Raw genomic sequence first — 26,548 nt, forward strand, 5'->3', positions numbered from 1 at the left:
GTGCAGGTCAGGATCTCGGGGATGGCTGTCAACCCCCTGGCGCGATTCAGGTCCGGCTCGACATGTCGACAAGGTGGGCAGACTCGAAGAGGTGTGTGCCGCCGGTGATGTCGGGTTCGTCCCGGCTCAGGCGCTGCGCATCGTCGACCCGTCGCGCGGGGGTACGTGGCGTCCCTCCGCGTGGCGGGGACGCCGTCGAACGTGGGGTAGTATTTCTGTCGGCCCTTCGGGGCTGGTCAGGACGCCTCGGCGTCCGACGGGATGTGGCGCAGCTTGGTAGCGCACTTGACTGGGGGTCAAGGGGTCGCAGGTTCAAATCCTGTCATCCCGACAGAAGATCCCGCGGAGCTCCGCGGGAGAGCTGCCGGAGTGGGGCGGTTCTCGGTTACTCCGAGAGCCGCCCCTCTCGCGTATCCGCACGGCTCGCGAGGGCGCCGTCAGCCGGTGGCCGTTGGCCCCACCAGGCCATGGTCCGGATCGAGCTCTGTCTCCGCCAGCTCGACGCTCTTGCGGAACGCGGCGAGCATGGCGACGTGCCGGAGCAGGAACGCTCGCTCGTCCAGCCGCTTGCGCCGCAGCCAGCCGGTGACCTCGCTGTTGCACTTGCTCGCGTTGCACGAACGGCAGGCGGGTACGACGTTCTCGAACGTGTAGCGGCCCCCGCGTGAGATGGGAAGGACGCAGTCCTTCTGGAACGGCCCCGCGGTGTCACCGCAGTAGGCGCACGCACCCCACGTCTCCACGAGCGCGTCCCACTGCGCGGGGGTGAGGTCGTTGTCAGCGGCTGCCACCCGACGTGAGCGGCGGCGTGCGGCGCGCGCACGGCGCGTCTGGCTCACGGGCATGGGGTGAGTCTACGGATCGTCAGGCGCCCGCGTAGACGTGTCGCAACGCCGGAACGCGGAGCGGCGGGTCCTGCTACTTCTTGAAGACCCAGTGCCACGGCTCGCGCGGCGTGTCCTCGACGTAGCCGAACTGACTTGCGTTGGTGCGCATCCACGCCTGCGCCTGCGAGTCGAGCTTGAGGTCGAGGGCGACACCCCACCCGTGCGGGCTCGTGCCGGGAACCGCGGCGAGGCCGCCGTTCTTGTACAGGCCCTTGCGCTGCGCGACGTCGACCTGAGCCTCGTACGACCGGTACGAGTCGGTGATGCCGATGGTCACACCGTCCTTCGCAGCCGCAGCGCGAAGCTGCTCGAACGCACCTGCCGCAGGCGCCCAGAGGCGGTGGTTGCTGCCGGAGATCTGCGTGAGCGCCTCAGCCGGGATCTTGCCGTTGCCGTACTGCGCCAGGTCAGCCGGGACCCCTGCGCTGGCCCAGGACCCCTCCGGAGCAGAAGACGCCTGAGGCGTCGCGACGTCGTTCACAGCCTTGCCGAGCGCGGCGTCGAACGACGACGCCGCAGAGCCCTGGGCGGCCACCGTGGACGCCTGAGGCGGGTTGAGCGTGCCGAGCATCGACTGGATCTCGATCATCCGGTGGGAGATCGCTGTGATCCCGTCCATGTGCCGCCCGCCCTTCTCCTGTGGTCGCTGTGTCCCATCGGCTGGCACGCGCACGATGTGAGGCTCTCGCCCGGCGGACGGGCACGAGCCTTGGCAGAGTAAGACGCACCCGACACGGAGGAGAGACGATGTCCCAGGTCACGACGAACGACCGCGTCCGGCAGGTCGCCACGACGCTCAGTGCCGCAGCCATGCTCGTCGGCACCCTGTTCGGTATCGGTGTGCTCGGGGAGCGGGTCGCGGAGTCCTCCGGCGGCAGCCTGTCGGCGACCGCGACCCTCCTGGCTCCAGCGAGCACCGCGTTCTCGATCTGGTCGGTGATCTATCTCGGCCTCGCCGCCTACGTCGTCTGGCAGTGGGTCCCGCGCAACGCCGCGTCGGCGCGCGGCCGGTCGATCGGCTGGCTCGCAGCGGTGTCGATGCTGCTCAACGGCGGCTGGCTGCTCGTGACCCAGGCCGGCTGGCTGTGGGGGAGCGTCCTCGTCATCGTCGTCCTCGCGCTGACGCTCGGCCTCATCATGGAGCGGCTCACCGCGCTCCGCCCTGAGGGCGGGACGGTCGAGCGGATCGTCGTCGACGGAACGTTCGGGCTGTACCTCGGCTGGGTGACGGTAGCGACGGTCGCCAACATCGCCGCGACGCTCGCAGACTCGGGCGTGGAGCCCGCGCCGGGGACTGCCGAGCTGCTCGCTGTCGTCGTGCTGGCGGCGGCCACCGCCATCGGGGCATTCCTCGCGTTCCGACTCGGCGGGCGCGTCGGGGTCTCTGCCGCGATGGCATGGGGCCTCGGGTGGATCGCCGTCGGCCGCGCCGCGACCGAACCGGAGTCGACCGTGACCGCGGTCGCGGCAGCTGCCGCCGCCGTGCTCGTCGTCGCCGCGACCGTCGCGGCATGGGCCCGCAAGACCGGGGCTCGCGGCCAGGCCGCCTGAAGCGTCGGCGCGGCCGTCACGCCAGATCAAGCCCGCGCGGTCAGTCCTGGGCGATCGACCCTCAGCGGTCGCACTCGCACAGGAGGTTGTACTCGACGACCTGCTCGTCGGGGTGCGCCCACGCCTCGGCATCTGCGCGGGACGCGAACGAGCGGGGTGCCAGGCGACCGTTCGCCATGAGCACGCCCACCGTGATGATCTCCCGCGGGTCGTCGGTCGCCGGGGGCGCGAGGTCCTGGGTCGCCATGCCTCCATCGTCCCTCGGACGCCGCGCACTGTCACGGACGGAGCTGCGGTCGTGAGGCAGGCCCCGGCTGGGCTACCGGGTGACCGTCGACCAGCGCCGGTGCACGAGCCCGGTCACCGGGCCAGGCGTTCGGCCCACCGGCTCCACGGGGGCTGCACGGTCCAGTTGACCCGGAGCGTCCGGATCGCGCGCGCCATGCGCCGACGTCGTTGCGCGCCCCCGCGCAGCGACCGCGCGCTGACCCCGACCCGCCAGGACCGGTCGAACCGCGTCGCCCGGCCCGGCCCGAGGCGGAACGCCAGGTCCAGGTCGTCGTGCACCTCGGCATCCACCCGTTCGACGTCGTCACGCACCTCGCGCCATGCCGTCGCGCGCACGGCCATGCACGACCCCCACAGGGGTGGGTGCCCGAGCGCGAGGTGCCCGAGCACGTAGTACGCACCGAGGTACCCGACGGACGCGACCCCGCGCGCACCGCGCGGGAGGTCGTGGAACGCACCCGCCCCGGTGAGCGAGGCGAGGCTCGGATCGCCCGCCATGTGCGCGACGACCGTCTCTACCCAGCGCGGTCCCGGCCGCGAGTCGGCGTCGAGGCGAGCGATCACGTCGCCGCGCGCAGCGTCATACCCGGCTGCAGCGGCTGCGGGGATCCCGACGCGCGGCTCGTGCACGACGACGGCACCCCAGCGGTGCGCCACCTCGGCGGACCTGTCGCTCGACCCGTTGTCGACCACGACGACCTCGGCGGGTGCGACCGTCTGCTGCGCGAGGAGGGCGAGGCAGCGGTCGAGCTCGAGCTCGTCGTCGCGCACCGGGATGACGACGGAGACCTGCGGGCGCGGCATCATCGAGCGCCCCGCGCGACGAGGACGCCAGCGACGAGCGAGCCCGCGAGGCCTGTGACGAGGTCGGAGACCGTGTCGGTGTAGCCGACGCCGATGCTCTCGTCGAGGAAGGTGTGGCCCGCCCACTCGCCGACCTCCCAGAGGATCGCGAGGACGGAGCCCAGCCCACCCACGAGCAGCACGGTCTCGACGCGGGTGCGCGCCCCGGCGAGATCGTCTGCGGCGTCGCCCTCGCGCGCAGCCCCGCGGCCGCGGACCCAGCGCCGGAGGACGAGCTCCGCGACAGCGGCGAGCACGCCGGTGCACACGGCGTGCAGTGCCAGGTCCAGCCAGGGCACCGCCGAGTACCAGTCGAGGTGCGACGCCCAGCCGGCGACGACGAGCGACGTCCCGGTGACGACGTCGAGCACCGGGGACGCGCCCACGGCACGGGGGACGACTGTCCCGCCCAGGACGAGCAGGAACAGGGCCGCGCTGATCGGCTCGCCGAGCAGGGCGAGCGTGATCAAGGACAGTGCAGCGACGGCGCGGAGCACGTCGCCAGGGACGAGATCCGCCACGAGGTGGCTGCGGAGCGTGGGTACGGGCACGAGACCTCCGGGTTGGCGGTCTCCGCAGTCTCACCCGGACCGGCACGGCTCGCAGCGCGAGCGCCGGCACGCTTCCTCGATCTGCGAGACTCCGCGACGCCTGTCAAGGTGACGAGATGACCAAGCACCCCGACGCAGGCCAGGCGCCCGCACCCCACCAAGGCGCCACCGCGCTCTCCCGGACCGTCAGCGGGAAGCTGCTCTACGTCTTCATCCTCGGTGACGTGCTCGGGGCGGGCGTGTACGCGCTCGTCGGCATCATGGCCGGGGAGGTCGGCGGCGCCGTGTGGCTCCCGCTCCTCGTCGCGCTCGGGCTCGCGCTGCTCACCGCGGGCTCCTACGCCGAGCTCGTCACGAAGTACCCCCGCGCTGGCGGCGCTGCCGTCTTTGCCGAGCGCGCGTTCAAGCGGCCCGCAGTGTCCTTCCTCGTCGGCTTCAGCATGCTCGCCGCCGGCGTCACGAGCGCCGCCGGGCTCTCGATCGCCTTCGCGGGGGAGTACTTCACGACCTTCGTCGACCTGCCGACCAACCTCGTCGCGGTCGTGTTCCTCGTCCTCGTGGCGCTGCTCAACATGCGCGGCATCAAGGAGTCGTTGCGCGCGAACGTCGTCATGACCGTCGTGGAGCTGTCCGGTCTGGTGCTCGTCGTCGTGCTCGCGGTCGTCGTCCTCGGCCGAGCTGACGGCGAGATCGGTCGCGTCATGGACTTCAAGGAGGGGGTCAACCCGGCGCTCGCCGTGCTCGGAGCGTCCCTGCTCGCGTTCTACTCGTTCGTCGGCTTCGAGACGTCGGCCAACATGGCCGAGGAGGTCAAGGACGTCCGCCGGGTCTATCCGCGAGCGCTCTTCGCGTCGCTGCTCACCGCAGGCGTCGTGTACGTCGCGGTCGGTGTCGCCGCGGTCGCGGTCGTGTCGCCGGACGCGCTCGCCGCGTCGACCGGCCCGTTGCTCGAGGTGGTGCACGTCGCCGATGTCGTCCCCGATACCGTCTTCTCGCTCATCGCGCTGGTCGCCGTGGCCAACGGTGCGCTGCTGACCATGATCATGTCGAGCCGCCTCACCTACGGGATGGCGTCGCAGCAGCTCCTGCCTCCGGTCCTCGCTCGTGTGTTGCCGGGCCGCAAGACTCCAGCGGTCGCGATCGTCGTGACGACGCTCGTCGCGATCGCGCTCGTCTTCACTGGCGGGCTGCAGACCCTCGCCGAGACTGTCGTGCTGCTGCTGCTCATCGTGTTCATCTCGACGAACGTCGCCGTGCTCGTCCTGCGCAAGGATCACGTCGAGAAGGACCACTTCCGGGTCGCGACGATCGTGCCCGTGCTGGGCGTGCTCAGCTGCGTGCTGCTGCTCACCCAGCAGAGTGCGGGGACGTGGCTTCGAGCGGGGATCCTTCTCGCGATCGGTGCAGCGCTGCACCTGGCGACGCGTCGGGCGAGCCAGAAGCCGCGCCCCGAGGTTGCGGTCGAGGCCTCGTAGCGCGATCACGCGCCCCGCCGGCGGCCCGCAACGCCCAGAGGATCGCGACGGCGTCCACACCCTCTTGGAACCAGGCTCCGACGACCGCCGGGAGCGCTCCGAACGCCGCGACGACCATGAGGGCCACGCTCAGCGCGATGCCCACGCCGATGCTCTGCAGCGCGACGCGCACGGTGTCGCGCCCGACAGTGAGCGCGGTCGCGACGAGCGCGACCTCGTCCTGGAGGATCACGACGTCCGCGGACTCGCTCGCCGCGGTCGAGCCGCGCGCGCCCATCGCGATGCCGACATCGGCGGCGGCGAGCACCGGGGCGTCGTTCACACCGTCACCGACCATGACGACGGGCCGGTCGGTGAGCCCGACCACCGCGTCGACCTTGTCGGCAGGCAGGCAGTCGGATCGGACGTCGTCGATGCCGATCTCGGCGGCGACGTGAGCCGCGGTCTGCGCGCCGTCACCCGTGAGCATGACGACGTGGTTGACGCCCGCGCGGCGCAGCGCGGCGACCGTGTCCCGTGACGTCGGGCGGATCTCGTCGCTCAGGACGAGAGCGCCGGCGTACACGCCGTCGATCCCGACGTGGACCGCGAGCTCCCCGGCGCCGAGCTCGGGCGCGGGGACGTCGTGGCCTGTCGCTTCCGCGACGAAGGTCCGCTTGCCGACGACGACCTCGCGTCCGTCGACCGTGGCCGTCACGCCGTTGGCTGTCGCCTCGTGGCCCGCGCTCGCGCTCGACAGCGCGAGCCCGCGCTCGACAGCGCCGTCGATCATCGCCGAGGCGAGGACGTGCGACGAGAGCTGTTCGGCGGACGCCGCCAGGCGCAGCATCTCGTCGACGTCGGTGCCCTCCGCCGCGCGGACGTCGCTCAGCCGTGGTGCGCCCCGTGTGAGCGTGCCGGTCTTGTCGAACGCGACCGCCTTGGCCCGGTACAGCTGTTCGAGCGTCGCGCTGCTCTTGACGATCACGCCCTTGCGGGCGGCCCTGCTCATCCCGGCCATGAAGGCCACTGGAGCGGCGATGATCAGGGGGCACGGCGTCGCGACGACGAGGACCTCCGCGAAGCGCACCGCGTCTCCCGACCACCACCAGGCCACGCCCGCGATGGCGAGGGACAGCGCTGTGAACGGGATCGCGTAGCGGTCGGCGAGGCGCACCATCGGGGCCCTGCTCGCGGACGCCTCGGCGACGAGCGCGACGATCTGCTGGTACTGGCTCTCCCGTGCCGGGCGGAGCACGCGCAGCGTGAGCGGGACGGAGCCGTTGACACCACCCGACAGGACGACGTCTCCTGCGACGCGCTCGACCGGGAGGCTCTCGCCGGTGAGGGACGACTCGTCGAGCTCGCCGGCGGCGGACTCGAGCGTCCCGTCGACAGGGACGACCTCTCCGGGCCGGACGACCACCTGCTCGCCCTCGGTGACCTCGTCGACGGGCACGTCTTCGAGCGTGCCGTCCGCGCGGGTCCGGTGCGCGACCTGCGGCGCGCGCTCGAGGAGTGCCGAGAGGTCTGCGCGGGCCCGGAACGCGGCGTAGTCCTCGAGCGCCTCACCGCCGGTGAGCATCAGGACGATGACGAGCGCAGCCCACAGCTCGCCGACCGCGACCGACGCACCGATCGCCGTCACGGCGAGGATGTCGACGCCGAAGGTCCCCTCGCGGAGCTCCCGCACCATCGACCACGCCGAGCGGGCGGCGACGAGGATCGCGAACCCCCCGAGGAGGAGCGTGGTCGCTCGCCCGTACGAGAGCATCGACAGGACACCGCCGAGCACCCCCACGACGAGGGTCGCGACGACCCACGGGTACCTGCGTCCGGCGCGCACGATGAAAGCCATGCTCCACTCATATGCCCTCGGAAGGGCTCTCCGCCAGCATGGTGAGCCTGTCCTACGCGCTCGTGGCGCGCCGTCGGCCGGCGCATGATTCCGGGCCTCCGGGACCTTGGTACCAGGACGGCGCAAGGTGGCGCCGGTAAGCAATGATGGAGAGGAACGACACCGCAGACGCGTCACCGACGATGCGCCGCGAGCGGTGCCCTTCAAGGAGCGCGATGGAGCGTTCCCGTACCGAGGAGGTCCTACATGGCCAAGTACGTGTACAGGTTCAGCGAGGGGGACAAGGACCAGAAGGACCTCTTGGGCGGCAAGGGGGCAAACCTGGCCGAGATGGTCAAGATCGGCCTTCCCGTCCCGCCCGGGTTCACGATCACCACGCAGGCGTGCCGAGAGTTCATGAGGGAAGGCGTCGTCCCTCCTGAGCTGCGCGTCGAGGTGACCATGGCGATCCGTGAGATCGAGGACACGCTCGGCCGCCAGCTCGGCGACTTCCACGAGCCCCTGCTGGTCTCGGTCCGCTCGGGCGCAAAGTTCTCGATGCCCGGCATGATGGAGACGGTCCTCAACGTCGGTCTCAACGACGCGTCGGTGAAGGGCCTCGCGGAGTTCACCGGTGACGAGCGCTTCGCCTGGGACTCGTACCGCCGCCTCATCCAGATGTTCGGCAAGACCGTCCTCGACCTCGACGGGGAGCTCTTCGCCGCCGCGCTCGACGCGAAGAAGGCCGAGGTCGGCGCCGCGACCGACGTCGACCTGAGCGCTGAGGACCTGCGCGACCTCGTCACGACGTTCAAGCACATCGTGCTCGAGCAGACGGGCAAGGAGTTCCCGCAGCACCCGCGCGAGCAGCTCGACCTCGCGATCGAGGCCGTCTTCGGGTCGTGGAACACCGAACGGGCGCGTCTGTACCGCCGCCGTGAGCGCATCGCCGACGACCTCGGCACCGCGGTCAACGTCGTGACGATGGTGTTCGGCAACCTCGGCAGCCACTCGGGCACGGGCGTGTGCTTCACGCGTGACCCCTCCACGGGCCAGGCCGGTGTGTACGGCGACTACCTGTCGAACGCTCAGGGTGAAGACGTCGTGGCGGGCATCCGCAACACGCTCCCGCTCGCGGCGCTCGAGGAGATCGACGCCGACAGCTATCGCGAGCTGCTTCAGGCGATGCGCCGGCTGGAGACGCACTACCGAGACCTGTGCGACATCGAGTTCACGATCGAGCGCGGCAAGCTGTGGCTCCTGCAGACGCGGGTCGGCAAGCGCACCGCGGCGGCGGCGTTCCGGATCGCGACCCAGCTCGTCGACGAGCACCTCATCACGATGGACGAGGCGATCGCACGGACGAGCGGCGAGCAGCTCTCGCAGCTGATGTTCCCGCAGTTCGACCGCAGCGGTGACACGACGCTCCTGACGAAGGCCATGGCAGCGTCGCCGGGCGCGGCGGTCGGCGAGATCGTGATGGACAACGAGCAGGCGATCACGCGGGCGGCCTCCGGTGCGCACGTGATCCTCGTGCGGCGGGAGACCAACCCGGACGACCTCGAGGGCATGATCGCAGCCGACGGTGTCCTCACGGCCCGCGGCGGCAAGACGTCGCACGCGGCTGTCGTGGCGCGCGGCATGGGCAAGTGCGCGGTCGTCGGGGCCGAGGAGCTCGATGTCGACGTCGCGGCGCAGGAGGTCCGGGTCGCTGGGCACACGTTGCGGCCCGGCGACGTCATCGCGATCGACGGGTCCACGGGTGAGGTGTTCCTCGGCGAGGTCCCCGTCACGGACTCGCCCGTCATGCGGTACATCTCCGACGGTCTCGAGGCGGGGCTCTCCGCAGCGCCGGACGAGCCGACCAAGGAGCTCGTGCTCGCTGTCCACCGTGTCCTCGAGCACGCCGACGCGACCAGGACGATGGAGGTGCGGGCGAACGCCGACACGGCGCTCGACGCGACCCGCGCGCGAGCGCGTGGGGCGCAAGGCATCGGCCTGTGCCGCACCGAGCACCAGTTCCTGGGCGACCGGCGTACGTACATCGAGCACGTGGTCCTCGCGGAGGACGACGCCCAGCGCGAGGCCGCGCTCGCCGAGCTCCTGCCGCTGCAGCGCGAGGACTTCGTCGGGCTGCTCGAGGCGATGGACGGGCTGCCGACGACGATCCGGCTGATCGACCCGCCGCTCCACGAGTTCCTCCCGGACCTCACGGAGCTGTCCGTCGCGGTCGCTCTCGCCGAGCGGGACGGCAAGGTCGACGAGCACCAGGTGAAGCTGCTCGCCGCGGTCCGGCGCATGCACGAGCAGAACCCTATGCTCGGCCTGCGCGGCGTGCGGCTCGGCCTCAAGGTGCCTGGGCTCTTCGGCCTGCAGATCCGCGCGATCGCGGAGGCGACCGTCGAGCTGCGCGGTCGTGGGCTCGATCCACGGCCGGAGATCATGGTCCCGCTCGTCGGGTCCGTGCGTGAGCTGCAGATCGTGCGGGAGGAGGCGGAGGGGATCCTCCGCGAGGTCGGCGAAGCGGCCGGCGTCCGGCTCGACCTGCCGATCGGCTGCATGATCGAGCTGCCGCGCGCAGCGCTGACGGCGCACCGCATCGCCGAGGAGGCCGACTTCTTCTCGTTCGGCACGAACGACCTGACGCAGACGACGTGGGGCTTCTCGCGGGACGACGTGGAGGGGGCGTTCTTCACGGACTACCTCGACAACGGCGTCCTGACGATCTCCCCGTTCGAGACGCTCGACGCCGCGGGTGTCGGGGCGCTCGTGCGGGTCGGTGTCGAGGGTGGTCGGGCGACGCGACCGTCGTTGCACGTCGGTGTGTGCGGCGAGCACGGTGGCGACCCGGAGTCGATCCACTTCTTCCAGCAGGTCGGGCTGGACTACGTGTCCTGCTCGCCCTTCCGCGTGCCGATCGCCCGGCTCGAGGCTGGGCGGGCCGCGGTCGAGGCCGGAGGTGACGCGACGGCCTGACAAGGCGCGGCAACCGTTTGCCGAGGAGGGCGCCCTGCACCGACACTTGCGGTGCAGGGCGCCCTCGCGTCGTCAGACGCCCGCCCGCACCCACGCGAAGGAGCACCATGACCTCGTCCACGAATGCTCCCGCCGTCGTCGTCATGGGCGTCAGCGGGTCGGGCAAGTCGACGATCGGGGCGCTCGTCGCGCACGAGCTGGGGGTCCCGTTCGTCGACGGTGACTCGCTGCACCCGGTCGAGAACATCGAGAAGATGGCGGGCGGGACGGCGCTCACGGACGAGGACCGCTGGCCGTGGCTCGCCGCGGTCGGGCGTGTGCTCGCGACGAGCGAGGGCGGCGTCGTCGTCGCGTGCTCGGCGCTGCGGCGCGCCTACCGCGACGCGATCGTCGCGCGGGCGCCCGGCGCCGTCATGGTGCACCTGCACGGCACCCGTGACGTCCTGGGCGCGCGCCTCGAGGGCCGCAGCGACCACTTCATGCCCGCGACCCTGCTCGACTCCCAGCTCGCGACGCTCGAGCTGCTCGAGGACGACGAGCGAGGCTTCGTGGTCGACGTCGACCAGGCGGTACCCGAGATCCTCGACGAGGTCCGCGCACGCCTCGGCTCTCTCTGACTCGTCCGGTCCGTGCGGCCGGTCATCGCGCGAAGGCGCACGGCCTGGCCCGGCGCCCACCCGCCCAGCAGACGCGACAGGGGCCGTACCGCGTGGCGGTACGGCCCCTGTCGGTGCCGGGTGCGTCGTCGACCGTCGGCTCCTGCGCCGACGACCTGTGCGTCAGTCCTGCTTCGCGTGGACCGCGATCGCGACTGCGACGCAGGACGCGAGCAGACCTGCGCTGAAGAACAGCGCGCTCTCCTGGCTGTAGCCCTCGGCCATGCCCCAGAACCCGGCGACGAAGATCGCCATCGTCACGAGGAAGAACAGGGCGCTGAACGCGGTCGGGACCGGAGCGTCGGCTCCGTCGGTCGCGTCGTGGTCGTGCTGATCCATCAGGATTCCCCTCCGCAGTGCTCTGCACGCTGCGCGTCTCGCGCGGCGCGCCTCGTCCGAGACTATCGCGAGAGGTGCTGGTCGAACGGCACGAGGGTCGCGAACGGGTCGGTGAGGTCGGGCCCGGGGGAGTAGCCCGCGACGCGGGTGGCGAGCTCACCGGCAGCGCGACGGACGCGGCCCGGGAGCGTGGCCCCCTCGGCGTCGCTGTCCCCCCAGTCGTCCGTCGCCGCGAAGACCGCGGTCGGCACGACGTCGGCGCGCAGGTAGGCGAACATCGGCCGCAGCGCGTGCTCGAGCACGAGGGAGTGCCGCGGGGTACCGGCGGTCGCGCCGAGCAGCGTCGGCTTGCCGACGAGCGACTTCGAGTCGAGGACGTCGAAGAACGACTTGAACAGCCCCGAGTACGACGCGGTGAACACGGGAGTCACGGCGACGAGCGCGTCGGCGCCCTTGACGGCGTCGATCACGGTCGACAGCCGGACGCTCGGGAACCCCGTGAGCATCATGTCGGTGACATCGTGAGCCAGGTCGCGCAGCTCGACGACCTCGACGGTGGCGTCCTGTCCGTGCTCGTGCAGCGCGTCAGCGGTCGCGGCGGACAGCCGGTCGGCGAGCATGCGTGTCGACGACGGCTGCGAGAGACCGGCGGAGACTGCGACGATCCTGCGGGTGTTCATGAGCGATCCTCCAGGTGGGACGCGGTGGTGACGAGAGAGTCCGCGCTGCTCGACACAGCATGCGCACGCAGGCGCGTGCACAGCATCTCGAGAGTGTCGAGCTCGTCCGGGCTCAGGGCGGAGCCGACGAGGCGCTCGATCGACTCGACGTGACGGCGGCCGGTCGAGCGCTGGGCGTCGGCGCCAGCGTCGGTCAGCTCGACCCAGGTGCCGCGCAGGTCGTCCGGCACGGTCCTGCGGGTCACGAGGCCACGAGCCTCGAGGCGCTCGACGAGCCTTGAGAGGGACGGCTGGGGCATGAGGACCTCGGTGTTGAGGTCCTTGAGCCGCATGCCGCGCCCCTCGGCGCGCGAGAGCGTGAAGAGCACGTCGTACTCCTTGATCGACAGCTCACGCCAGATGTTGTCGGCGCTGAGCTCGCGCAGCACGGCGACCTGGGCACGGAAGAGAGCCTCCCAGGCGTTCGCGGCGGCGGAGCCAGCGAGGTGGGTCGGGGTGCTCATCGCGCGGCCGCCGGGGAGGCGCCCGTGACGTCGTCAGCGGGCGCGTAGACGGTCGAGTCGTGCGAACCTCCGGCAGCAGCGACCCGCGCGGCGTGCGTGGGTGCGTCCGGGACGTGCGCCGGGCGCTTCGAGTCGAGCTCCTTGCGCAGCACCGGCACGACCTGCTCGCCGAGCATGTCGATCTGCTCGAGGACGGTCTTGAGCGGCAGGCCGGCGTGATCGATGAGGAAGAGCTGCCGCTGGTAGTCGCCGACGTGGTCGCGCATCGTCGCGTAGCGGTCGATGACCTCCTGCGGGCTGCCGACTGTGAGCGGTGTCTGCTCGGTGAAGTCTTCCATCGACGGTCCGTGCCCGTAGACGGGCGCGTTGTCGAAGTAGGGGCGGAACTCACGCTTCGCGTCCTGGGAGTTCTTGCGCATGAAGACCTGGCCGCCGAGGCCGACGATGGCCTGGTCGGCGGAGCCGTGGCCGTAGTGCTCGAACCGGCGCCGGTAGAGCGCGACCATCTGCTTCGTATGGGTGATAGGCCAGAAGATGTTGTTGTGGAAGAAGCCGTCGCCGTAGTAGGCGGCCTGCTCCGCGATCTCGGGGGTGCGGATCGACCCGTGCCAGACGAACGGGGGGACGCCGTCGAGCGGTCGCGGCACGGAGGTGAAGCCCTGCAGCGGTGTGCGGAAGCGGCCCTGCCAGTCGACGACGTCCTCGCGCCACAGCTTGTGGAGCAGCGCATAGTTCTCGACTGCGAGCTCGATGCCCTGGCGGATGTCCTTGCCGAACCACGGGTAGACGGGGCCGGTGTTGCCGCGTCCCATCATGAGGTCGATGCGGCCGTCCGCGAGGTGCTGGAGGTAGGCGTAGTCCTCAGCGAGGCGCACCGGGTCGTTCGTCGTGATGAGCGTCGTCGAGGTCGACAGGACGATGCGCTCGGTCTGTGCGGCGATGTGCGCGAGGAGCACCGTCGGGTTCGGCGGGGCGACGAAGGGCGGGTTGTGGTGCTCGCCCGTCGCGAAGACGTCGAGTCCTACCTCCTCGGCCTTCTTGGCGATCGCGACCGTGGCCTTGATGCGCTCGTTCTCGGTGGGGGTGCGGCCGGTCGTGGGGTCTGTCGTGACGTCGCCGACCGTGAAGATTCCGAACTGCATCGTGCGCTCCTGTCGTGTGGCCGCGTCGCCGCGGGAATCGTCTGGCATCTACTTTACCCTTCAATCAATGCAGACGCATGAAAATTCCCGACGAGGCTCCGTGATCCGCGACACGTCGCGTACAGCGCGACCCCGCCCCCGGAGAACCGGGGACGGGGTCGCATGAGCAGTGCCGGGATGGGGTCCGGCGCTGCACGCCTCACGCCGCACAGGCGGCGCTCCAGCAGGTCGAGGTCAGATCACTTGCGGATCGGCACCGCAGGCGCGTGCCAGATGCGGTCGAGGTAGTCCTGGATCGACCGGTCGGACGAGAAGAACCCGGTGCGGGCCACGTTGAGGATCGCCATGCGCGACCAGGACTCCTGGTCGGCGTACGCGGCCTCGACGCGGTCCTGCGCCTCGATGTACGTCTGGTAGTCCGCGAGCACCATGAAGCGGTCCTTGTAGAGCAGGTCGGAGATGACGAACTCGAACGCGGTACGGTCGCCGCCCGAGAAGATGCCCGACGAGATCAGGTCGATCGCGCCCCGCAGGGAGGCGTTGCCCTCGTAGAACGACGTCGGGTGGTACCCGGCGTCCGACAGGCTCTGCACCTCGGGCTCGGTCATGCCGAAGAGGAAGAAGTTCTCCCCGCCGACCAGGTCGTGGATCTCGACGTTCGCGCCGTCGAGAGTACCGATCGTGAGCGCGCCGTTGAGGGCGAACTTCATGTTGCCCGTGCCCGACGCCTCCTTGCCTGCGAGCGAGATCTGCTCGGACAGGTCAGCAGCAGGGATCAGCTTCTCGGCGAGCGTGACGTTGTAGTTCGCGGGGAACGCGACACGGAGACGGCCCTCGAGCTCCGGAGCGTTGTTGACGACGTTCGCGACCGAGTTGATGAGGAAGATGATCTCCTTCGCCATCTTGTACCCGGGAGCGGCCTTGGCGCCGAAGACCACGACGCGCGGCGTCAGGTCAGCAGCCTTGATCTCGCCCTTGAGCACGCGGTCGTAGATCGTGACGACGTGCAGGAGCTTGAGCATCTGGCGCTTGTACTCGTGCAGACGCTTGACCATGACGTCGAACAGGGCGTCAGACGCGAGCTCGATGCCGTCACGCTGCGCGAGCAGCGACACGAAACGGTCCTTGTTGCCCTGCTTGACCTCACGGAAGGCCTTGCGGAACGAGGCGTCCTCGGCGTACGGCTCGAGCTCCTTGAGGCGCTCGAGGTCGTTCAGCCAGCCAGCGCCGATGGTCTCGTCGATCAGGCTCGCGAGGGTCGGGTTCGAGAGCTGGACGAAGCGACGCGGCGTGATGCCGTTCGTGACGTTCGTGAACTTCTCGGGCCAGTACGCCGAGAAGTCATCGAGGACCTTGTCGCGCAGCAGGTCGGAGTGCAGCGAAGCCACACCGTTGACCTTGGTCGAGCCGACCGTCGCGAGGAAGGCCATGCGCACGGCGCGCTCCGGCCGCTCCTGGATGATCGACATGCGGCGCACCCGGAGCTCGTCGCCCGGGTAGGTGGCGCGGATGCCGGCGAGGAACTGCTCGTTGATCCGGTAGATGATCTCGAGGTGGCGCGGCAGCAGTCGGCCGAGGAGGTCGACGGACCACACCTCGAGAGCCTCGGGCAGCAGCGTGTGGCACGTGTAGTTGAAGGAGCGGCGGGTGATGTCCCACGCGTCCTCCCACGACAGGCCCCGCTCGTCGACGAGGATGCGCATGAGCTCGGGCACGCCGATGACGGGGTGCGTGTCGTTGAGCTGGAACACGATGCGCTCGGGAAGCTTCTTGAGGTCGAAGCCCTCGGGCAGCGTCCGCAGGAAGTCGGCGATCGACGCCGCGACGAAGAAGTACTGCTGCTTGAGGCGCAGCTCCTTGCCCTGAGGCGTGGAGTCCTCGGGGTAGAGCACCTTCGAGATGTTCTCCGCGACGGTCTGCGCACGGACGGCAGCCTCGTAGTCGCCCGAGTTGAAGATGTGCAGGTCGAACGCGTTCGTCGCCTTCGCGCTCCAGAGGCGCAGCGTGTTGACGTTGGCCGTGCCGTAGCCCGGCACCATGTAGTTGTAGGGGACCGCGAGGACGGTCTCGCCCGGGATCCAGCGGGTCACGGAGCGACCGGTCTGGTCGATGGCCTGCTCGGTGTGGCCACCGAAGCGGACCTCGACGGCCTGCTCGGTGTGGGGGATCTCCCAGGGGGTGCCGTTCGTGAGCCACGAGTCGGGCTGCTCGACCTGGCGGCCGTCGACGAACGTCTGGCGGAAGATGCCGTACTCGTAGCGGATGCCGTAGCCGATGGTCGGGATGTTCTTCGTCGCGAGCGAGTCGATGAAGCATGCGGCGAGGCGGCCCAGGCCACCGTTGCCGAGACCAGGCTCGACCTCGGTCGCGCGGACGTGGTCCAGGGAGAGGCCGAGGGAGTCGAGGGCAGCGTCCGCGACGTCGGTCAGGCCGGTCGACAGGAGCGCGTTGTCCAGCTGCGGGCCCATGAGGTACTCGGCGGACAGGTAGGCGACGACCTTGGAGCCAGCGGCCTTCTGCGTCTCGACCGTGGTCAGCCAGTTGTCGACCATGTAGTTGCGGACGGTCTTGGCGAGTGCCTGGAACAGGTCGTCACGGCTGGCGGTGCCCAGTTCGACGCCCTGCTCGTAGCGCAACTGCCGGAGGAACTCGTCCTTGAACGAATCAACGGTTGCGGGGGTAGAGGTGGACCTCTCGGTGGTTTCAGTCACCTGCAGCACGCTACCGGTGAGAGCCCCCTTTTGCCATGACCTTCGGCTCAGGACATGTACGCGTACATCTCCTGCAAGCGATCCGGAATGCTGCCCCTCAGGACCACCTTGACCCCGCTGACCTGCGACAACATGGGAGTACCCGACGTGCAGGCCGGGGCCGCGTCCCACCGTCTTCCGTTGCAACGTGTGCTGAAAGTTGCAGGATCGTTGCAGAGGTCCCCGTCCGGGTCGCGCCCTTCCGTCCGGGTCGCCAGGTGCCTACGCTGGAGACGTCCCCGACGGTGCGGATCTGAGGCGGTGGTCGCCGTGCTCCTGGTCTGGTGCGTGCTCGCCATGCTCGTTGTCGGCTGCGTCTTGTGGGCAGTCAGGACGACCTCGATCGCCCACGAGGAGGAGAAGCTCGCCCAGGTCGACCCGTTCCTGGTCCTCGAGCTCGAGCACCAGCTCGCCGTCGCGGCCGAGCGGATCCGCTGGGTCGACGCGGACCCCACGATGTTCGCCCGGGCGCACCACCTGCGCGCCGCCCTCTGGGCCTACGACGCCCTCCTGAGGGAGGCCTGCCAGCTGGCCGGGGCCGAGAACGAACGGGACGCGGGCCCCGCCGTCGAGGTGTCGACGCTCCAGCGCGCACTCTCCGCGCAAGACCTGCCGGACGAGATCTCGGAGATCAGCACGCAGACGCTCGGCGACCCGGACGCCCGGTTCCGGCGTGAGCTGGAGCTGGGCGCCCGGGGCTGGAGCTGGTGATCTCAGGGATCAGGCGCGACCCTTGGCGTCGGCTTCCGCGCTGCGTGCCGCACCCTTCTCGGTGCGCGCGTCCGAGGTCGACAGCTCGCCCGACGTCGACTCCAGGTGCGCCCTGACGAACCAGTGGAACTGCTCGAGCGACCCCAGCTGGCCGATCAGCATGTCGTTCGTCACGTCGTCGAGCTCCTCCGTCGCGGTCGCCGCCTCGCGGTGGTCTGTGATGAACCCGCGGTACACCTCGTCGAGAGCCCCGAGGTGGGCGATCGTGCTCGCCCGCCCGATCGAATAGTCGTCCCACGTGCGGCTGGCCACGATCGCGCCCGGCGTGCCGACAGGCACGCTGCCGAGGGTCGCGATGCGCTCCGCGGTCTCGTCGACCATCGCCTGCACCGCGTCGACCTGCGGGTCGATCATCTCGTGGACCGCGATGAAGTGCGGGCCGATGACGTTCCAGTGGATGTGCTTGAGCGTGAGCGCGAGGTCGATCAGCGCGTGCAGCCGCGCCTGGAGGATCTGGGCGGTCTGTGCGCCTTCGTCGAGGGTGAGCGACGGGACCGTGTAGGCGGGGAGGCCTGAGCTCGCCTCGGTGCTCTTCGTGCTCTTCTTCGCGCTGCCCTTCGAGGATGCCACCGTGATGCTCCTTCGTCGTCGTGGCCGCCCTCCGCACGGGCGGCCTTGCCGTTCCAGCATCCGACGGCTCGACGCCTCCCGCACGCTGGCAGGACAGGAGCCCTCAGTCGCGCAGGAGCGCAGCCGCGTGCTCACCCGCAGCAGCGGCGGCGAGGAACGGAGTCGGGTCCGCCGCGAGGTCACGGCCCATGGAGGACATCCGGACGGGGGAGCGGCGCAGCGCCGCCAGGAGCGGTGCGCCCGCCGCGCGGCGCACGAGCCGGTGCAGCGGCGCGAGCTCCTCGACCTGCTCCTCGACGAGGGCGTTGAGCCCCGTCGGTCCACCGAGGGACACCGGCACGTCGACGCTCTCGTCGAGCACAGGCACGACGACGTCCGCCGCGGCGAGCGCGACGCGACCGTAGGCCGTGGTCGAGTGGTGCGAGACGCCGACGTGGCGCGGCCGCGCGTCGCTCGCCGACACGCGGAGCGAGCCCACAGGCCGCCCGCCGAGCGTCGCAGCAGCGTTGACGGCCTCGCCGGCCGCGACGCCGGAGAACCCCCAGCGGGTGCCCGTCCCGAGGTTGCCGGGGCCTTGCGCGACGACCGCCACGTCGGCACCGACGACCCGACGCGCCGCCAGGAGGCCAGAGTGGACGGTGACGGCCTCGAGGTCGCCCCCGAACGCCTGGCCGACGGTCAGGCACGAGACGATCAGGCCCTCGTCACGCATCTGCGCGACGGTCCGGGAGAACCACGCAGGGAGGGCTCCGCCGTCGGTCATGACATACGCGACCCGCGCGTCGGGCGCCTGCTCGCGGATGCCCGCGACGATCGCGGGCAGCGCCGAGTGCAGGTCGGCGACGACGACGGGCATGCCGTCGAGCGAGTCGGCCTCGCGGAGCGTCTCGTGGTGGTCGGACTCCTGCTCGTCCACGCCGAGGACCATGGTCTGGAGCGGGGTGTACCGCGCCTTGACGAGGTGGCCCGGCCCGTGCGGCTGCGCGACGGGGAGCGCGTCGGGGAGCGCAGCCACGAGGGCGTAGCCGCCGGTCCCGAGGCCGCGCTCGAGCGCCGTCGTGTTGAGGAGGACCCGGTCGCCCTCGACCGGGCGTCCGACGAGGCCGGGGTACGCGAGCGCACGCACCTCCGCGCCGTCGGACGTGCGCACGGTCGTCTCGAGCGCACCGTCCCACTCGCGGCCGAGCGACACCACGACCCCATCGCGCCAGTTGATCACGCAGACACGGTACCGCCCGCTAGCGTGGTGCCGGTGAGCGAGACGACCCCTGCCGCCGAGCGGCTGCTGAACCTGGTGATCGCCCTGGTGAACGCCGGCCGCCGGATGACACGCGAGCAGATCCGGGCCTCGGTCGTCGGTTACGCCGGCACGTCGGACGCCGCGTTCGAGCGGACCTTCGAACGCGACAAGGACCTGCTGCGCGAGCTCGGCGTACCGATCGTCACCGTCGAGGGCGCCCACGCGACCGAGACGGGCTACCGGATCGACATGGACGCGTACGCGCTCGAACCGCTCGAGCTGTCGCCCGCGCAGCTCGCCGTCCTCGGTGTCGCCGCCGAGCTCTGGCAGGACCGCATGCTCCGCGACGACACTGCGCGCGCGCTCACGAAGCTGCGCGCCGCCGGGGGACCGGCGCCGGACACCGAGGGTGCCGCGGTCGCGGCTCTCGCGCCCCGCGTCCGCGAGGCCGGTGACGCCTACGGCCCACTTCTCGACGCGACCACGTCGCGCCGGGCGGTCACCTTCGACTACCGGGCGGCGAGCACGGGAGAGCTGACTCGCCGCACGGTCGAGCCGTGGCGCGTGGTCGCGCGCGGCGGCGGCTGGTACGTGATCGGCCGCGACCGCAGCCGCGACGCAGCGCGCGCGTTCCGCCTCAGCCGGATCGCGGGCCGCGTGCGCGCCGTCGGGCCGGAGAACGCGTTCCCCGTCCCCGCGGACCTCGACGTCGACGACCTGCTCGGGACGAGCCGCGTGGCCGTGCCGGCCGTCGTCGCAGTCGTGCCGGAGCGCGCCGCCGCGCTGCGCGCCCACGCCCGCGTCGTGACCCCGGCCGAGGCAGTCGAGCTCGGCGCTCCCGCCCAGCTCCCCGAGCGTCTCGTCGGTCGTGAGATCCTCGCCGTCGACGCGGACGACCCCGACGCCCTCGCCGGTGAGATCGTCGGCTACGGAGATGCCGTCGTCGTCCTCGCGCCCCCGCAGGTGCGCGCGGCCGTCGTCGCGATGCTCGACGCCGCAGCAGACCTTCCCGACAAGGCCCAGCACGCGACGGAGGACCACCATGGCTGAGCGCACGAGCGAGCGGCTCGTCCGCCTCCTCGGGATCATCACCTACCTCGACGCGGGCGGTGAGCGGCCGCGGGTCGCGATCGCCGACCTTGCCGCGCACTTCGGCGTCACGGTCGAGCAGGTCGTCAAGGACCTCGACCTCCTGTGGGTGTCCGGGACTCCGGGGCACTGGACCGACGACCTGATCGACTTCGACCTCGACTACGAGGCCGGGACCGTCGCGCTCGTGCAGCCGCAGGGGATGACGACCCCGCTGCGCCTCGGCACGCGGGAAGCCGTCGCGCTCATCGCCGCGCTGCGCGCGATGAAGGAGACGCTCGACGACACGATCGACCCACGCCTGGGCGAGGAGGTCGAGGGGACGCTCGCCGTGCTCACCGCGGCGACGGGCGAGGCTGCGGCCGCTCTCGACGTCCGCCTCGCGGAGCGCGGCTCGCCCGCCGTGACGGCCGCGCTCGGCGCAGCCCTCACGTCGGGCCGCCGCCTCCTGATCCGGTACGCGAGCGTCGCCGACGTCGTCACCGAGCGCGTCGTCGACCCGATCCGCCTGCAGGTCGAGGACGAGCACTCGTACCTCGTCGCGTGGTGCACGCGGGCGGACGACGAACGGTCCTTCCGCACCGATCGGATCCTCGAGGCAACCGTCCTCGACGAGCCTGCCGAGCAGCACGTGGGCATCAAGGACGCGATGTTCCGGCCCGGAGACGTCGCGGGGCCGACGCACCACGTCCGGCTCGTGCTCGCGAGCCCGGCCCGCTGGATCGCCGAGCAGATCCCCGTCGAAGCGGTCACCGACCTGGACGACGGCGACTTCGCCGTTGACCTCGTCGTCGCCGAGCCTGCGTGGCTGCGACAGCTTCTCCTGCAGAACGCCCGCCACGTCCGCTCGATCGAGCCGGCCTGGGTCGCCGACGATGTCGCGAGCGCGGCGCGCGACGCCCTCGCCTGCTACGCGTGACGTCTGGTCCGCCGTGCACGGCCCCTCGCCTGACTGCTGCGAGGTAGCGTGGCACCCGTGTGGTTCTGGATCTGGACGGCCCTCGTGCTCGGTGCCGCTCTCGCCGCGTTCTTCGTGTGGCGTGACGCGTGGCGCCGCTTCCGGCGCGCCGCCACGGAGGTGAGCGGGTCGGCCGGTCGGCTCGGCCAGGTCTGGGAACGCGCCGCAGAGCGCACCGAGGAGCGCCTCGCACAGTCGCCGTCGACCGCACCGACCGTGACCGCGCCGCGCGCCGAGCTGCGCGCTCGGGTCGACCGGCTGCGCCAGGAGCGGCTCGCCCGCAAGGCGTGGCGCAGGCGCCCGCGCCCCGAGGTGTGGGAGCGCTGGCGCAGCGTCTGGCGCTGAGACCTCGCACATCCGCGCCGAGCGCGCGGTCTAGGATTGCCCCGTCCGCCGAACAGTCTGGAGAACGCCGTCATGGGCCTTCGCTCACATCCCTGGGTCATCCCGGTCCTCATCCTCATCATCGTGATGCTGTTCGGCTCCTCGAAGCTCCCGGACCTCGCCCGCAACATGGGGCGCGCTCTGAAGATCGTGAAGAAGGAGGTCAAGGAGCTCCGGGAGGAGGACGCCCCGGCCCCGGCCCCGGCCCCCGCGCCGACGGCACCGGCGCCCGTCGCCCCGGCACCCGCTGCTCCACAGGCGGCCCCCGCTGCCCCCGCGGTGCCAGCGGCTGAAGCCGCCCCGGCGGCCCCGCAGCCGCCCGCGGCTCCCGTGCCGACGGCCGACCCAGACTCCGGGGACGCCCCCGCGAAGGACTGAGCCGTGCGCACGCAGCAGCGTGCTCGTGACGGACGGATGTCGCTGCGCGAGCACCTGGTCGAGGCGCGCAACCGCCTCTTCCTCGCAGGGCTGGGGATCCTCGTCGGGACCGTCGTCGGCTGGTTCCTCTACGAACCTGTCTTCGAGCTGCTCCAGCAGCCGATCCTCGACGTCGCCGCCGAGAAGGGCCGCACGGTCGCCCTCAACTTCGCCGGCGTCGCGAGCGCGATCGACATGCAGGTGAAGATCGCCGTCTGGCTCGGCCTGATCGTGTCGAGCCCGTGGTGGCTCTACCAGGTGTGGGCGTTCGTCGTCCCCGGGCTCACCCGCCGCGAGAAGCTCTACACGCTCGGGTTCCTCGGCTCGGCCGTCCCGCTCTTCCTCGCGGGCGCGTGCCTCGCCTGGTGGGTCCTGCCGCGCGCGGTCGTGCTCCTCGTCGAGTTCGTCCCTGACCAGGCCCTTAACATCCAGGACGCGCAGGCGTACCTGTCGTTCGTCGCGCAGATCATCCTCGCGTTCGGGCTCGTGTTCCTCCTGCCGGTGTTCATGGTCGCGTTCAACATGGTCGGGATCGTGCGTGCACGCACGTACCTGCGCGGATGGCGGTGGGCGGTCGTCCTCGCGTGCGTGTTCTCGGCCGTCATGACACCCACGCCCGACGTCGTGACGATGCTCGCGATGACGCTCCCGATCATCGTGCTGTACTTCGCGGCGGTCGGCGTGTCTGCCCTCAACGACCGGCGGCGTGATCGGCGCCGTGCCGCGCAGGAGCAGGAGGACGGCCTGTGAGCCGGATCGGGCTCGTCGTCAACCCGACGTCGGGAAAGGGTCGAGGGGCCACCGCGGGTGCGCGCACGCGCGAGCGGCTGACCGCAGCGGGGCACTCGGTCGTGGACCTGTCCGGGGCGTCGCTGCTCGACGCGATGCACCATGCCCGGCAGGGCGTGATCGACGGTCTCGACGCGCTCGTCGTGGTCGGCGGCGACGGGATGGTCCACCTCGGCTTCAACGCCGTCGCGGCGACGACCGTGCCGCTCGGCATCGTCGCGGTCGGCTCGGGCAACGACTTCGCCCGCGCGACCGGCCTCCCGCGGCACAGGGTCGACGCGTCGGTCGACGTCCTGCTGGACGCGCTCGGGCGCTCCCGGTTCCGCGCCGTCGACGCGGCCCACGTCAACGTTCCCGGGCATCTCGACGGGCGTTGGTTCGCCGGCGTCCTGTCCGCAGGGCTCGACGCGGCGGTGAACGACCGCGCCAACCGGCTGTCGTTCCCGCGCGGGCACCTGAAGTACCTGCGTGCGCTCGTCGGCGAGCTCGGCGCGTTCAAGCCGTTCGGGTACCGCGTAACCATGGCGGAGCGGGTCTGGGAGTCGGCCGGCACGCTCGTCTCGGTCGCCAACGGTCCCGCTTTCGGCGGCGGCCTACGGATCGCGCCGGACGCGGAGATCGACGACGGCCAGCTCGACGTCGTGCTCGCCGGGCCGTTCACCCGGTGGGGCGCGATGCGCATCCTGCCGCGCCTGTACCCCGGGACTCACCTCAGCCACCCGAGCGTCGACGTCGTGCGGGCGACGTCGGTCCTCGTCGAGCCCACCGACGCAGGTCTCGCCCCGCCCGTCGCGATGGCCGACGGCGAGTCGATCGGTCCGCTGCCGCTGCACGTCGAGGTGCACGCCCGGGCGGTGCGGCTGCTCGTCTGAGACGGCGGGGGCGCCGCTCGCTCGACTACCGTGGACGCCATGAGCACAGCCTCCGGGGTGGACCAGCCCATGTCTCCCGCGGAGCGCTACGCCGCGGCCCGTCAGCGTCAGGTCGACGAGCGCACCGAGCTCGCCCGCTTCCGCGAGTCCTTCGAGTTCGACCTCGACGACTTCCAGGTGCACGCCTGCCGCGAGCTCGAGAAGGGGCGGGGCGTCCTCGTCGCCGCGCCCACCGGTGCGGGCAAGACCGTCGTCGGCGAGTTCGCCGTCCACCTGGGCCTCGCGCGCGGGCTCAAGACCTTCTACACGACGCCCATCAAGGCGCTGAGCAACCAGAAGTACCACGACCTCGTCGCGCGCCACGGCGCCGACCGGGTCGGTCTCCTCACGGGTGACACGTCCGTCAACGGCGGGGCGGACGTCGTCGTCATGACGACCGAGGTGCTGCGCAACATGCTGTACGCCGGGTCCTCGACGATCGACGACCTCGGGTTCGTCGTCATGGACGAGGTCCACTACCTCGCCGACCGCTTCCGCGGGCCCGTGTGGGAAGAGGTGATCATCCACCTGCCCGAGCCGGTCCAGCTCGTGTCGCTCAGCGCGACCGTGTCGAACGCCGAGGAGTTCGGCGACTGGCTCGAGATGGTGCGGGGCGATACCGCCGTCGTCGTCGAGGAACGCAGGCCCGTGCCGCTGTGGCAGCACGTCGCGACCCGCGCCGACGAGCGCAGCGCCCAGCTCCTCGACCTGTACGCGGGCCACGTCGACCCCACCGACCCGGGTGTGAACCCGCCGATCAACCCCGACCTGAGCATCGCCCTACGACGCGGTCAGGAGCCGTTCGCGCGGCACGGCCGCAACCGCGGTGCGCGCGGCCCCCGCGACGCGCGAGACAGGGGAGGCCGCCTCGAGCGGGGTCCGTCGCGACGCCCGCTCTCGCGCTTCTCCGTCGTCGACGCCCTGCACGAGAAGCGTCTGCTCCCGGCGATCTACTTCATCTTCTCCCGCGCCGGGTGCGAAGGGGCGCTCGCGCAGTGCCTCGCCTCGGGCATCTCCCTCACGTCCCCCGAGGAAGAAGCGCGCATCCGGCAGATCGCCGAGGAGCGGTGCGCGACGCTCGCGCCCTCCGACCTCGCTGTCCTCGGCTACGTCACGTGGGTCGAGGGGCTCGCGCGTGGGCTCGCGGCGCACCACGCCGGGATGCTCCCGATCTTCAAGGAGACGGTCGAGCACCTGTTCTCCCGCGGGCTCGTCAAGGTCGTGTTCGCGACCGAGACGCTCGCGCTCGGCATCAACATGCCCGCACGGTCGGTCGTCCTCGAGAAGCTCGTCAAGTGGGACGGTCGCGCCCATGCCGACCTGACGCCGGGGGAGTACACCCAGCTCACCGGGCGCGCCGGGCGGCGCGGGATCGACGTCGAGGGGCACGCGGTCGTCGTCGACCACCCGCAGCTCGACCCGGTCGCGCTCGCCGGGCTCGCGTCACGGCGCCTCTACCCGCTGCGGTCGAGCTTCCGCCCGACGTACAACATGGCCGTCAACCTCGTCGACCGCGTGGGCCGCGAGCGCGCACGCGAGATCCTCGAGACGAGCTTCGCGCAGTTCCAGGCGGACCGTGGTGTCGTGGGTCTTGCGAAGCAGGCGCGATCGCACGCGGAGGCCCTCGCAGGGTATGCGGAGGCGATGACGTGCGACCTCGGCGACTTCCGCGAGTACTCGCGGCTGCGATCGGCGATCGCCAGCCGCGAGGGCGAGCTGCGCAAGCGTGACCAGGGGCGACGCCGCGCTCTGGTCGCGGCGTCCCTCGGCGTTCTGCGCCGGGGCGATGTCGTCACGGTGCCGTCGGGGCGGCGTGCGGGCTACGCCGTCGTGCTCGACGCCGGGACGACCGAGGCCTTCGAAGGGCCCCGGCCCACGGTCCTCACCGAGGACGGCAAAGTGTCCCGCCTGAGCGTCACGGAGCTCACGGAGGCCGTCGAGCAGGTCACGCGCGTGCGGCTGCCGAAGCAGCTCAACACGCGCGTCCCGCGGGAGCGCCGCGACGTCGTCGCACGCATGCGTGCCGCCCTCGCCGAGGCTGAGGACGTGCCGTCGCGTCCCCGCGGCAAGGGCAGGGCCAGCGCGGCCGACGACCGCGAGCTCGAGCACCTGCGCCGCGAGCTGCGCCAGCACCCGTGCCACGCGTGCCCGGACAGGGAGGCGCACGCGCGCTGGGCGGAGCGGTGGACGCGGCTCGACAAGGAGCATCGCGCGCTCCTGCGCCGGATCGAGGGGCGCACGGGCACGATCGCACGCGAGTTCGACCGGGTCTGCGACGTGCTCGTCGACCTGGGGTACCTGCGGGTGCGGCCTGCGCGCGACACCGACGACGTCGACCACGACGACGCCGAGGCGCGCCTGCGCACGACGGTCACGGGCCACGGCAAGGCGCTCAAGCGCCTGTACGCGGAGAACGACCTCCTCCTCGCGCAGTGCTTGCGGTCGGGCGTGTGGTCAGGACTCGACGCAGCAGGGCTCGCCGCAGTCGTCTCGACGGTCGTGTACGAGGCGCGCCGGGACGACGGCGGTGAGGAGCCGCACCTCCCGGGCGGTCCGGAGGGGCGCCTGGGGCGGGCCGTCGAGGGCACGGTGCGCGAGTGGTCTCGGCTCGAGGACGTCGAGGTCGCGCACCGGGTCGAGCCCACGCCGGTCGTCGACACGACCCTCGTCGCGCCGGTCTACCGCTGGGCTCAGGGACGCTCGCTCGAGTCGGTCCTGCGGGGCACAGAGCTTGCTGCCGGCGACTTCGTCCGCTGGTGCAAGCAGGTGATCGACGTCCTCGACCAGATCTCGGTCGCCGCCCCCGACCAGGAGACGGCGCTCTCCGCGCACGAGGCGGTCGGGCTGCTGAGGCGCGGCGTCGTCGCGTACACGTCCGTGTGACACGAGCCTGCCGGCAGGGCCGTGGGGGCAGACACGGCGGGTGAGGCGCGTCACGGGGCGGGCGAGACCGCTCCGAGGA

General features: G+C 71.3%; 24 protein-coding genes, 1 tRNA gene and 1 pseudogene. 13 read left to right on the forward strand and 13 right to left on the reverse strand.

The features are described from left to right. The first annotated feature begins 257 nt into the window (after window positions 1–257). A tRNA-Pro gene (locus HF995_RS08390) sits at window positions 258–331 on the forward strand. A 106-nt stretch (window positions 332–437) separates the two neighbouring features. Here HF995_RS08390 and HF995_RS08395 read toward each other — a convergent pair. Together HF995_RS08395 and HF995_RS08400 are read right to left on the reverse strand one after the other, a co-directional pair. Next, window positions 438–845: an HNH endonuclease gene (locus tag HF995_RS08395; protein ID WP_168447338.1), complete on the reverse strand. Its 408-nt coding sequence runs from the start codon at window positions 843–845 to the stop codon at window positions 438–440. Window positions 846–918: 73 nt separating this feature from the next. Continuing rightward, window positions 919–1,506, reverse strand: coding sequence for a M15 family metallopeptidase (locus HF995_RS08400; RefSeq protein ID WP_168447339.1), 588 nt, complete (start codon window positions 1,504–1,506; stop codon window positions 919–921). A gap of 128 nt (window positions 1,507–1,634) precedes the next feature. On the opposite strand from HF995_RS08400, the gene HF995_RS08405 reads away from it, so the two are divergent. Further along, the gene (locus tag HF995_RS08405) at window positions 1,635–2,438 is read left to right on the forward strand and encodes a TspO/MBR family protein (protein WP_168447340.1); all 804 of its coding nucleotides are present in this window, start codon (window positions 1,635–1,637) and stop codon (window positions 2,436–2,438) included. 61 nt (window positions 2,439–2,499) lie between these two features. Here the strand turns inward: HF995_RS08405 and HF995_RS08410 are convergent, their stop codons facing one another. The 3 genes from HF995_RS08410 to HF995_RS08420 form a co-directional block, all read right to left on the reverse strand. After that, window positions 2,500–2,685 carry a hypothetical protein gene (locus tag HF995_RS08410; protein WP_168447341.1) on the reverse strand — a complete coding sequence of 62 codons (186 nt, stop codon included), beginning with the start codon at window positions 2,683–2,685 and terminating at the stop codon, window positions 2,500–2,502. 113 nt (window positions 2,686–2,798) lie between these two features. Then, on the reverse strand, window positions 2,799–3,530 hold the full coding sequence (locus HF995_RS08415; protein WP_286189412.1) for a glycosyltransferase family A protein: 732 nt from the start codon (window positions 3,528–3,530) through the stop codon (window positions 2,799–2,801). Further along, window positions 3,530–4,120 (reverse strand): DUF2238 domain-containing protein, encoded by a 591-nt coding sequence (locus HF995_RS08420; RefSeq protein ID WP_168447343.1) that lies wholly within the window; start codon window positions 4,118–4,120, stop codon window positions 3,530–3,532. Before HF995_RS08420 ends, HF995_RS08415 begins: the two co-directional genes overlap by 1 nt. A gap of 116 nt (window positions 4,121–4,236) precedes the next feature. On the opposite strand from HF995_RS08420, the gene HF995_RS13885 reads away from it, so the two are divergent. Further along, window positions 4,237–5,595, forward strand: a complete 1,359-nt coding sequence (locus tag HF995_RS13885) for an APC family permease (RefSeq protein ID WP_286189413.1) — start codon at window positions 4,237–4,239, stop codon at window positions 5,593–5,595. 34 nt (window positions 5,596–5,629) lie between these two features. Here HF995_RS13885 and HF995_RS08425 read toward each other — a convergent pair. Then, window positions 5,630–7,432, reverse strand: a pseudogene (locus HF995_RS08425) (heavy metal translocating P-type ATPase); the annotation flags it as partial. Window positions 7,433–7,678: 246 nt separating this feature from the next. On the opposite strand from HF995_RS08425, the gene ppdK reads away from it, so the two are divergent. Together ppdK and HF995_RS08435 are read left to right on the forward strand one after the other, a co-directional pair. Further along, the gene (gene ppdK, locus HF995_RS08430) at window positions 7,679–10,387 is read left to right on the forward strand and encodes a pyruvate, phosphate dikinase (protein ID WP_168447345.1); all 2,709 of its coding nucleotides are present in this window, start codon (window positions 7,679–7,681) and stop codon (window positions 10,385–10,387) included. 107 nt (window positions 10,388–10,494) lie between these two features. Next, window positions 10,495–11,004 carry a gluconokinase gene (locus HF995_RS08435; protein ID WP_168447346.1) on the forward strand — a complete coding sequence of 170 codons (510 nt, stop codon included), beginning with the start codon at window positions 10,495–10,497 and terminating at the stop codon, window positions 11,002–11,004. A 162-nt stretch (window positions 11,005–11,166) separates the two neighbouring features. Here the strand turns inward: HF995_RS08435 and HF995_RS08440 are convergent, their stop codons facing one another. The 5 genes from HF995_RS08440 to HF995_RS08460 form a co-directional block, all read right to left on the reverse strand. After that, on the reverse strand, window positions 11,167–11,382 hold the full coding sequence (locus HF995_RS08440; RefSeq protein ID WP_168447347.1) for a hypothetical protein: 216 nt from the start codon (window positions 11,380–11,382) through the stop codon (window positions 11,167–11,169). Between the two features lie 62 nt (window positions 11,383–11,444). Continuing rightward, entirely contained in the window at window positions 11,445–12,062 is a 618-nt protein-coding gene (locus HF995_RS08445; RefSeq protein ID WP_168447348.1) for an FMN reductase, read from the reverse strand. After that, window positions 12,059–12,565, reverse strand: a complete 507-nt coding sequence (locus HF995_RS08450; RefSeq protein ID WP_168447349.1) for a MarR family winged helix-turn-helix transcriptional regulator — start codon at window positions 12,563–12,565, stop codon at window positions 12,059–12,061. Before HF995_RS08450 ends, HF995_RS08445 begins: the two co-directional genes overlap by 4 nt. Beyond that, the gene (locus tag HF995_RS08455) at window positions 12,562–13,707 is read right to left on the reverse strand and encodes an LLM class flavin-dependent oxidoreductase (RefSeq protein WP_168447350.1); all 1,146 of its coding nucleotides are present in this window, start codon (window positions 13,705–13,707) and stop codon (window positions 12,562–12,564) included. The genes HF995_RS08450 and HF995_RS08455 overlap by 4 nt, the downstream gene beginning before the upstream one ends. A 239-nt stretch (window positions 13,708–13,946) precedes the next feature. Next, window positions 13,947–16,418, reverse strand: a complete 2,472-nt coding sequence (locus HF995_RS08460) for a glycogen/starch/alpha-glucan phosphorylase (protein ID WP_350308796.1) — start codon at window positions 16,416–16,418, stop codon at window positions 13,947–13,949. 300 nt (window positions 16,419–16,718) lie between these two features. On the opposite strand from HF995_RS08460, the gene HF995_RS08465 reads away from it, so the two are divergent. Further along, the gene (locus HF995_RS08465) at window positions 16,719–17,168 is read left to right on the forward strand and encodes a hypothetical protein (protein ID WP_168447352.1); all 450 of its coding nucleotides are present in this window, start codon (window positions 16,719–16,721) and stop codon (window positions 17,166–17,168) included. A gap of 9 nt (window positions 17,169–17,177) precedes the next feature. On the opposite strand, the gene HF995_RS08470 is transcribed toward HF995_RS08465, so the two are convergent. After that, window positions 17,178–17,798 carry a Dps family protein gene (locus HF995_RS08470; protein ID WP_350308797.1) on the reverse strand — a complete coding sequence of 207 codons (621 nt, stop codon included), beginning with the start codon at window positions 17,796–17,798 and terminating at the stop codon, window positions 17,178–17,180. A gap of 103 nt (window positions 17,799–17,901) precedes the next feature. Beyond that, complete coding sequence (locus HF995_RS08475; protein ID WP_168447354.1) at window positions 17,902–19,017, reverse strand: DUF3866 family protein; 1,116 nt, start codon at window positions 19,015–19,017, stop codon at window positions 17,902–17,904. Between the two features lie 33 nt (window positions 19,018–19,050). Between HF995_RS08475 and HF995_RS08480 the strand changes: the two genes are divergently transcribed. The 7 genes from HF995_RS08480 to HF995_RS08510 all read left to right on the forward strand — a co-directional run bounded on the left by HF995_RS08480 (window position 19,051) and on the right by HF995_RS08510 (window position 26,469). Further along, window positions 19,051–20,088 carry a helix-turn-helix transcriptional regulator gene (locus HF995_RS08480; RefSeq protein WP_350308798.1) on the forward strand — a complete coding sequence of 346 codons (1,038 nt, stop codon included), beginning with the start codon at window positions 19,051–19,053 and terminating at the stop codon, window positions 20,086–20,088. Beyond that, window positions 20,081–21,046, forward strand: a complete 966-nt coding sequence (locus tag HF995_RS08485; protein ID WP_168447355.1) for a helix-turn-helix transcriptional regulator — start codon at window positions 20,081–20,083, stop codon at window positions 21,044–21,046. The genes HF995_RS08480 and HF995_RS08485 overlap by 8 nt, the downstream gene beginning before the upstream one ends. Before the next feature lie 57 nt (window positions 21,047–21,103). Continuing rightward, on the forward strand, window positions 21,104–21,430 hold the full coding sequence (locus HF995_RS08490; RefSeq protein ID WP_168447356.1) for a hypothetical protein: 327 nt from the start codon (window positions 21,104–21,106) through the stop codon (window positions 21,428–21,430). 72 nt (window positions 21,431–21,502) lie between these two features. Beyond that, the gene (locus tag HF995_RS08495) at window positions 21,503–21,847 is read left to right on the forward strand and encodes a twin-arginine translocase TatA/TatE family subunit (protein WP_168447357.1); all 345 of its coding nucleotides are present in this window, start codon (window positions 21,503–21,505) and stop codon (window positions 21,845–21,847) included. Window positions 21,848–21,850: 3 nt separating this feature from the next. After that, on the forward strand, window positions 21,851–22,636 hold the full coding sequence (gene tatC, locus HF995_RS08500) for a twin-arginine translocase subunit TatC (RefSeq protein ID WP_350308799.1): 786 nt from the start codon (window positions 21,851–21,853) through the stop codon (window positions 22,634–22,636). Then, window positions 22,633–23,547, forward strand: a complete 915-nt coding sequence (locus tag HF995_RS08505; protein WP_168447358.1) for a diacylglycerol/lipid kinase family protein — start codon at window positions 22,633–22,635, stop codon at window positions 23,545–23,547. Before tatC ends, HF995_RS08505 begins: the two co-directional genes overlap by 4 nt. 39 nt (window positions 23,548–23,586) lie before the next feature. Further along, window positions 23,587–26,469 carry a DEAD/DEAH box helicase gene (locus tag HF995_RS08510; RefSeq protein ID WP_168447359.1) on the forward strand — a complete coding sequence of 961 codons (2,883 nt, stop codon included), beginning with the start codon at window positions 23,587–23,589 and terminating at the stop codon, window positions 26,467–26,469. The last annotated feature ends 79 nt before the right edge of the window (window positions 26,470–26,548 follow it).

Origin of the sequence: Sanguibacter hominis ATCC BAA-789 (assembly GCF_012396185.1) — a bacterium.
Taxonomy (GTDB): domain Bacteria; phylum Actinomycetota; class Actinomycetes; order Actinomycetales; family Cellulomonadaceae; genus Flavimobilis; species Flavimobilis hominis.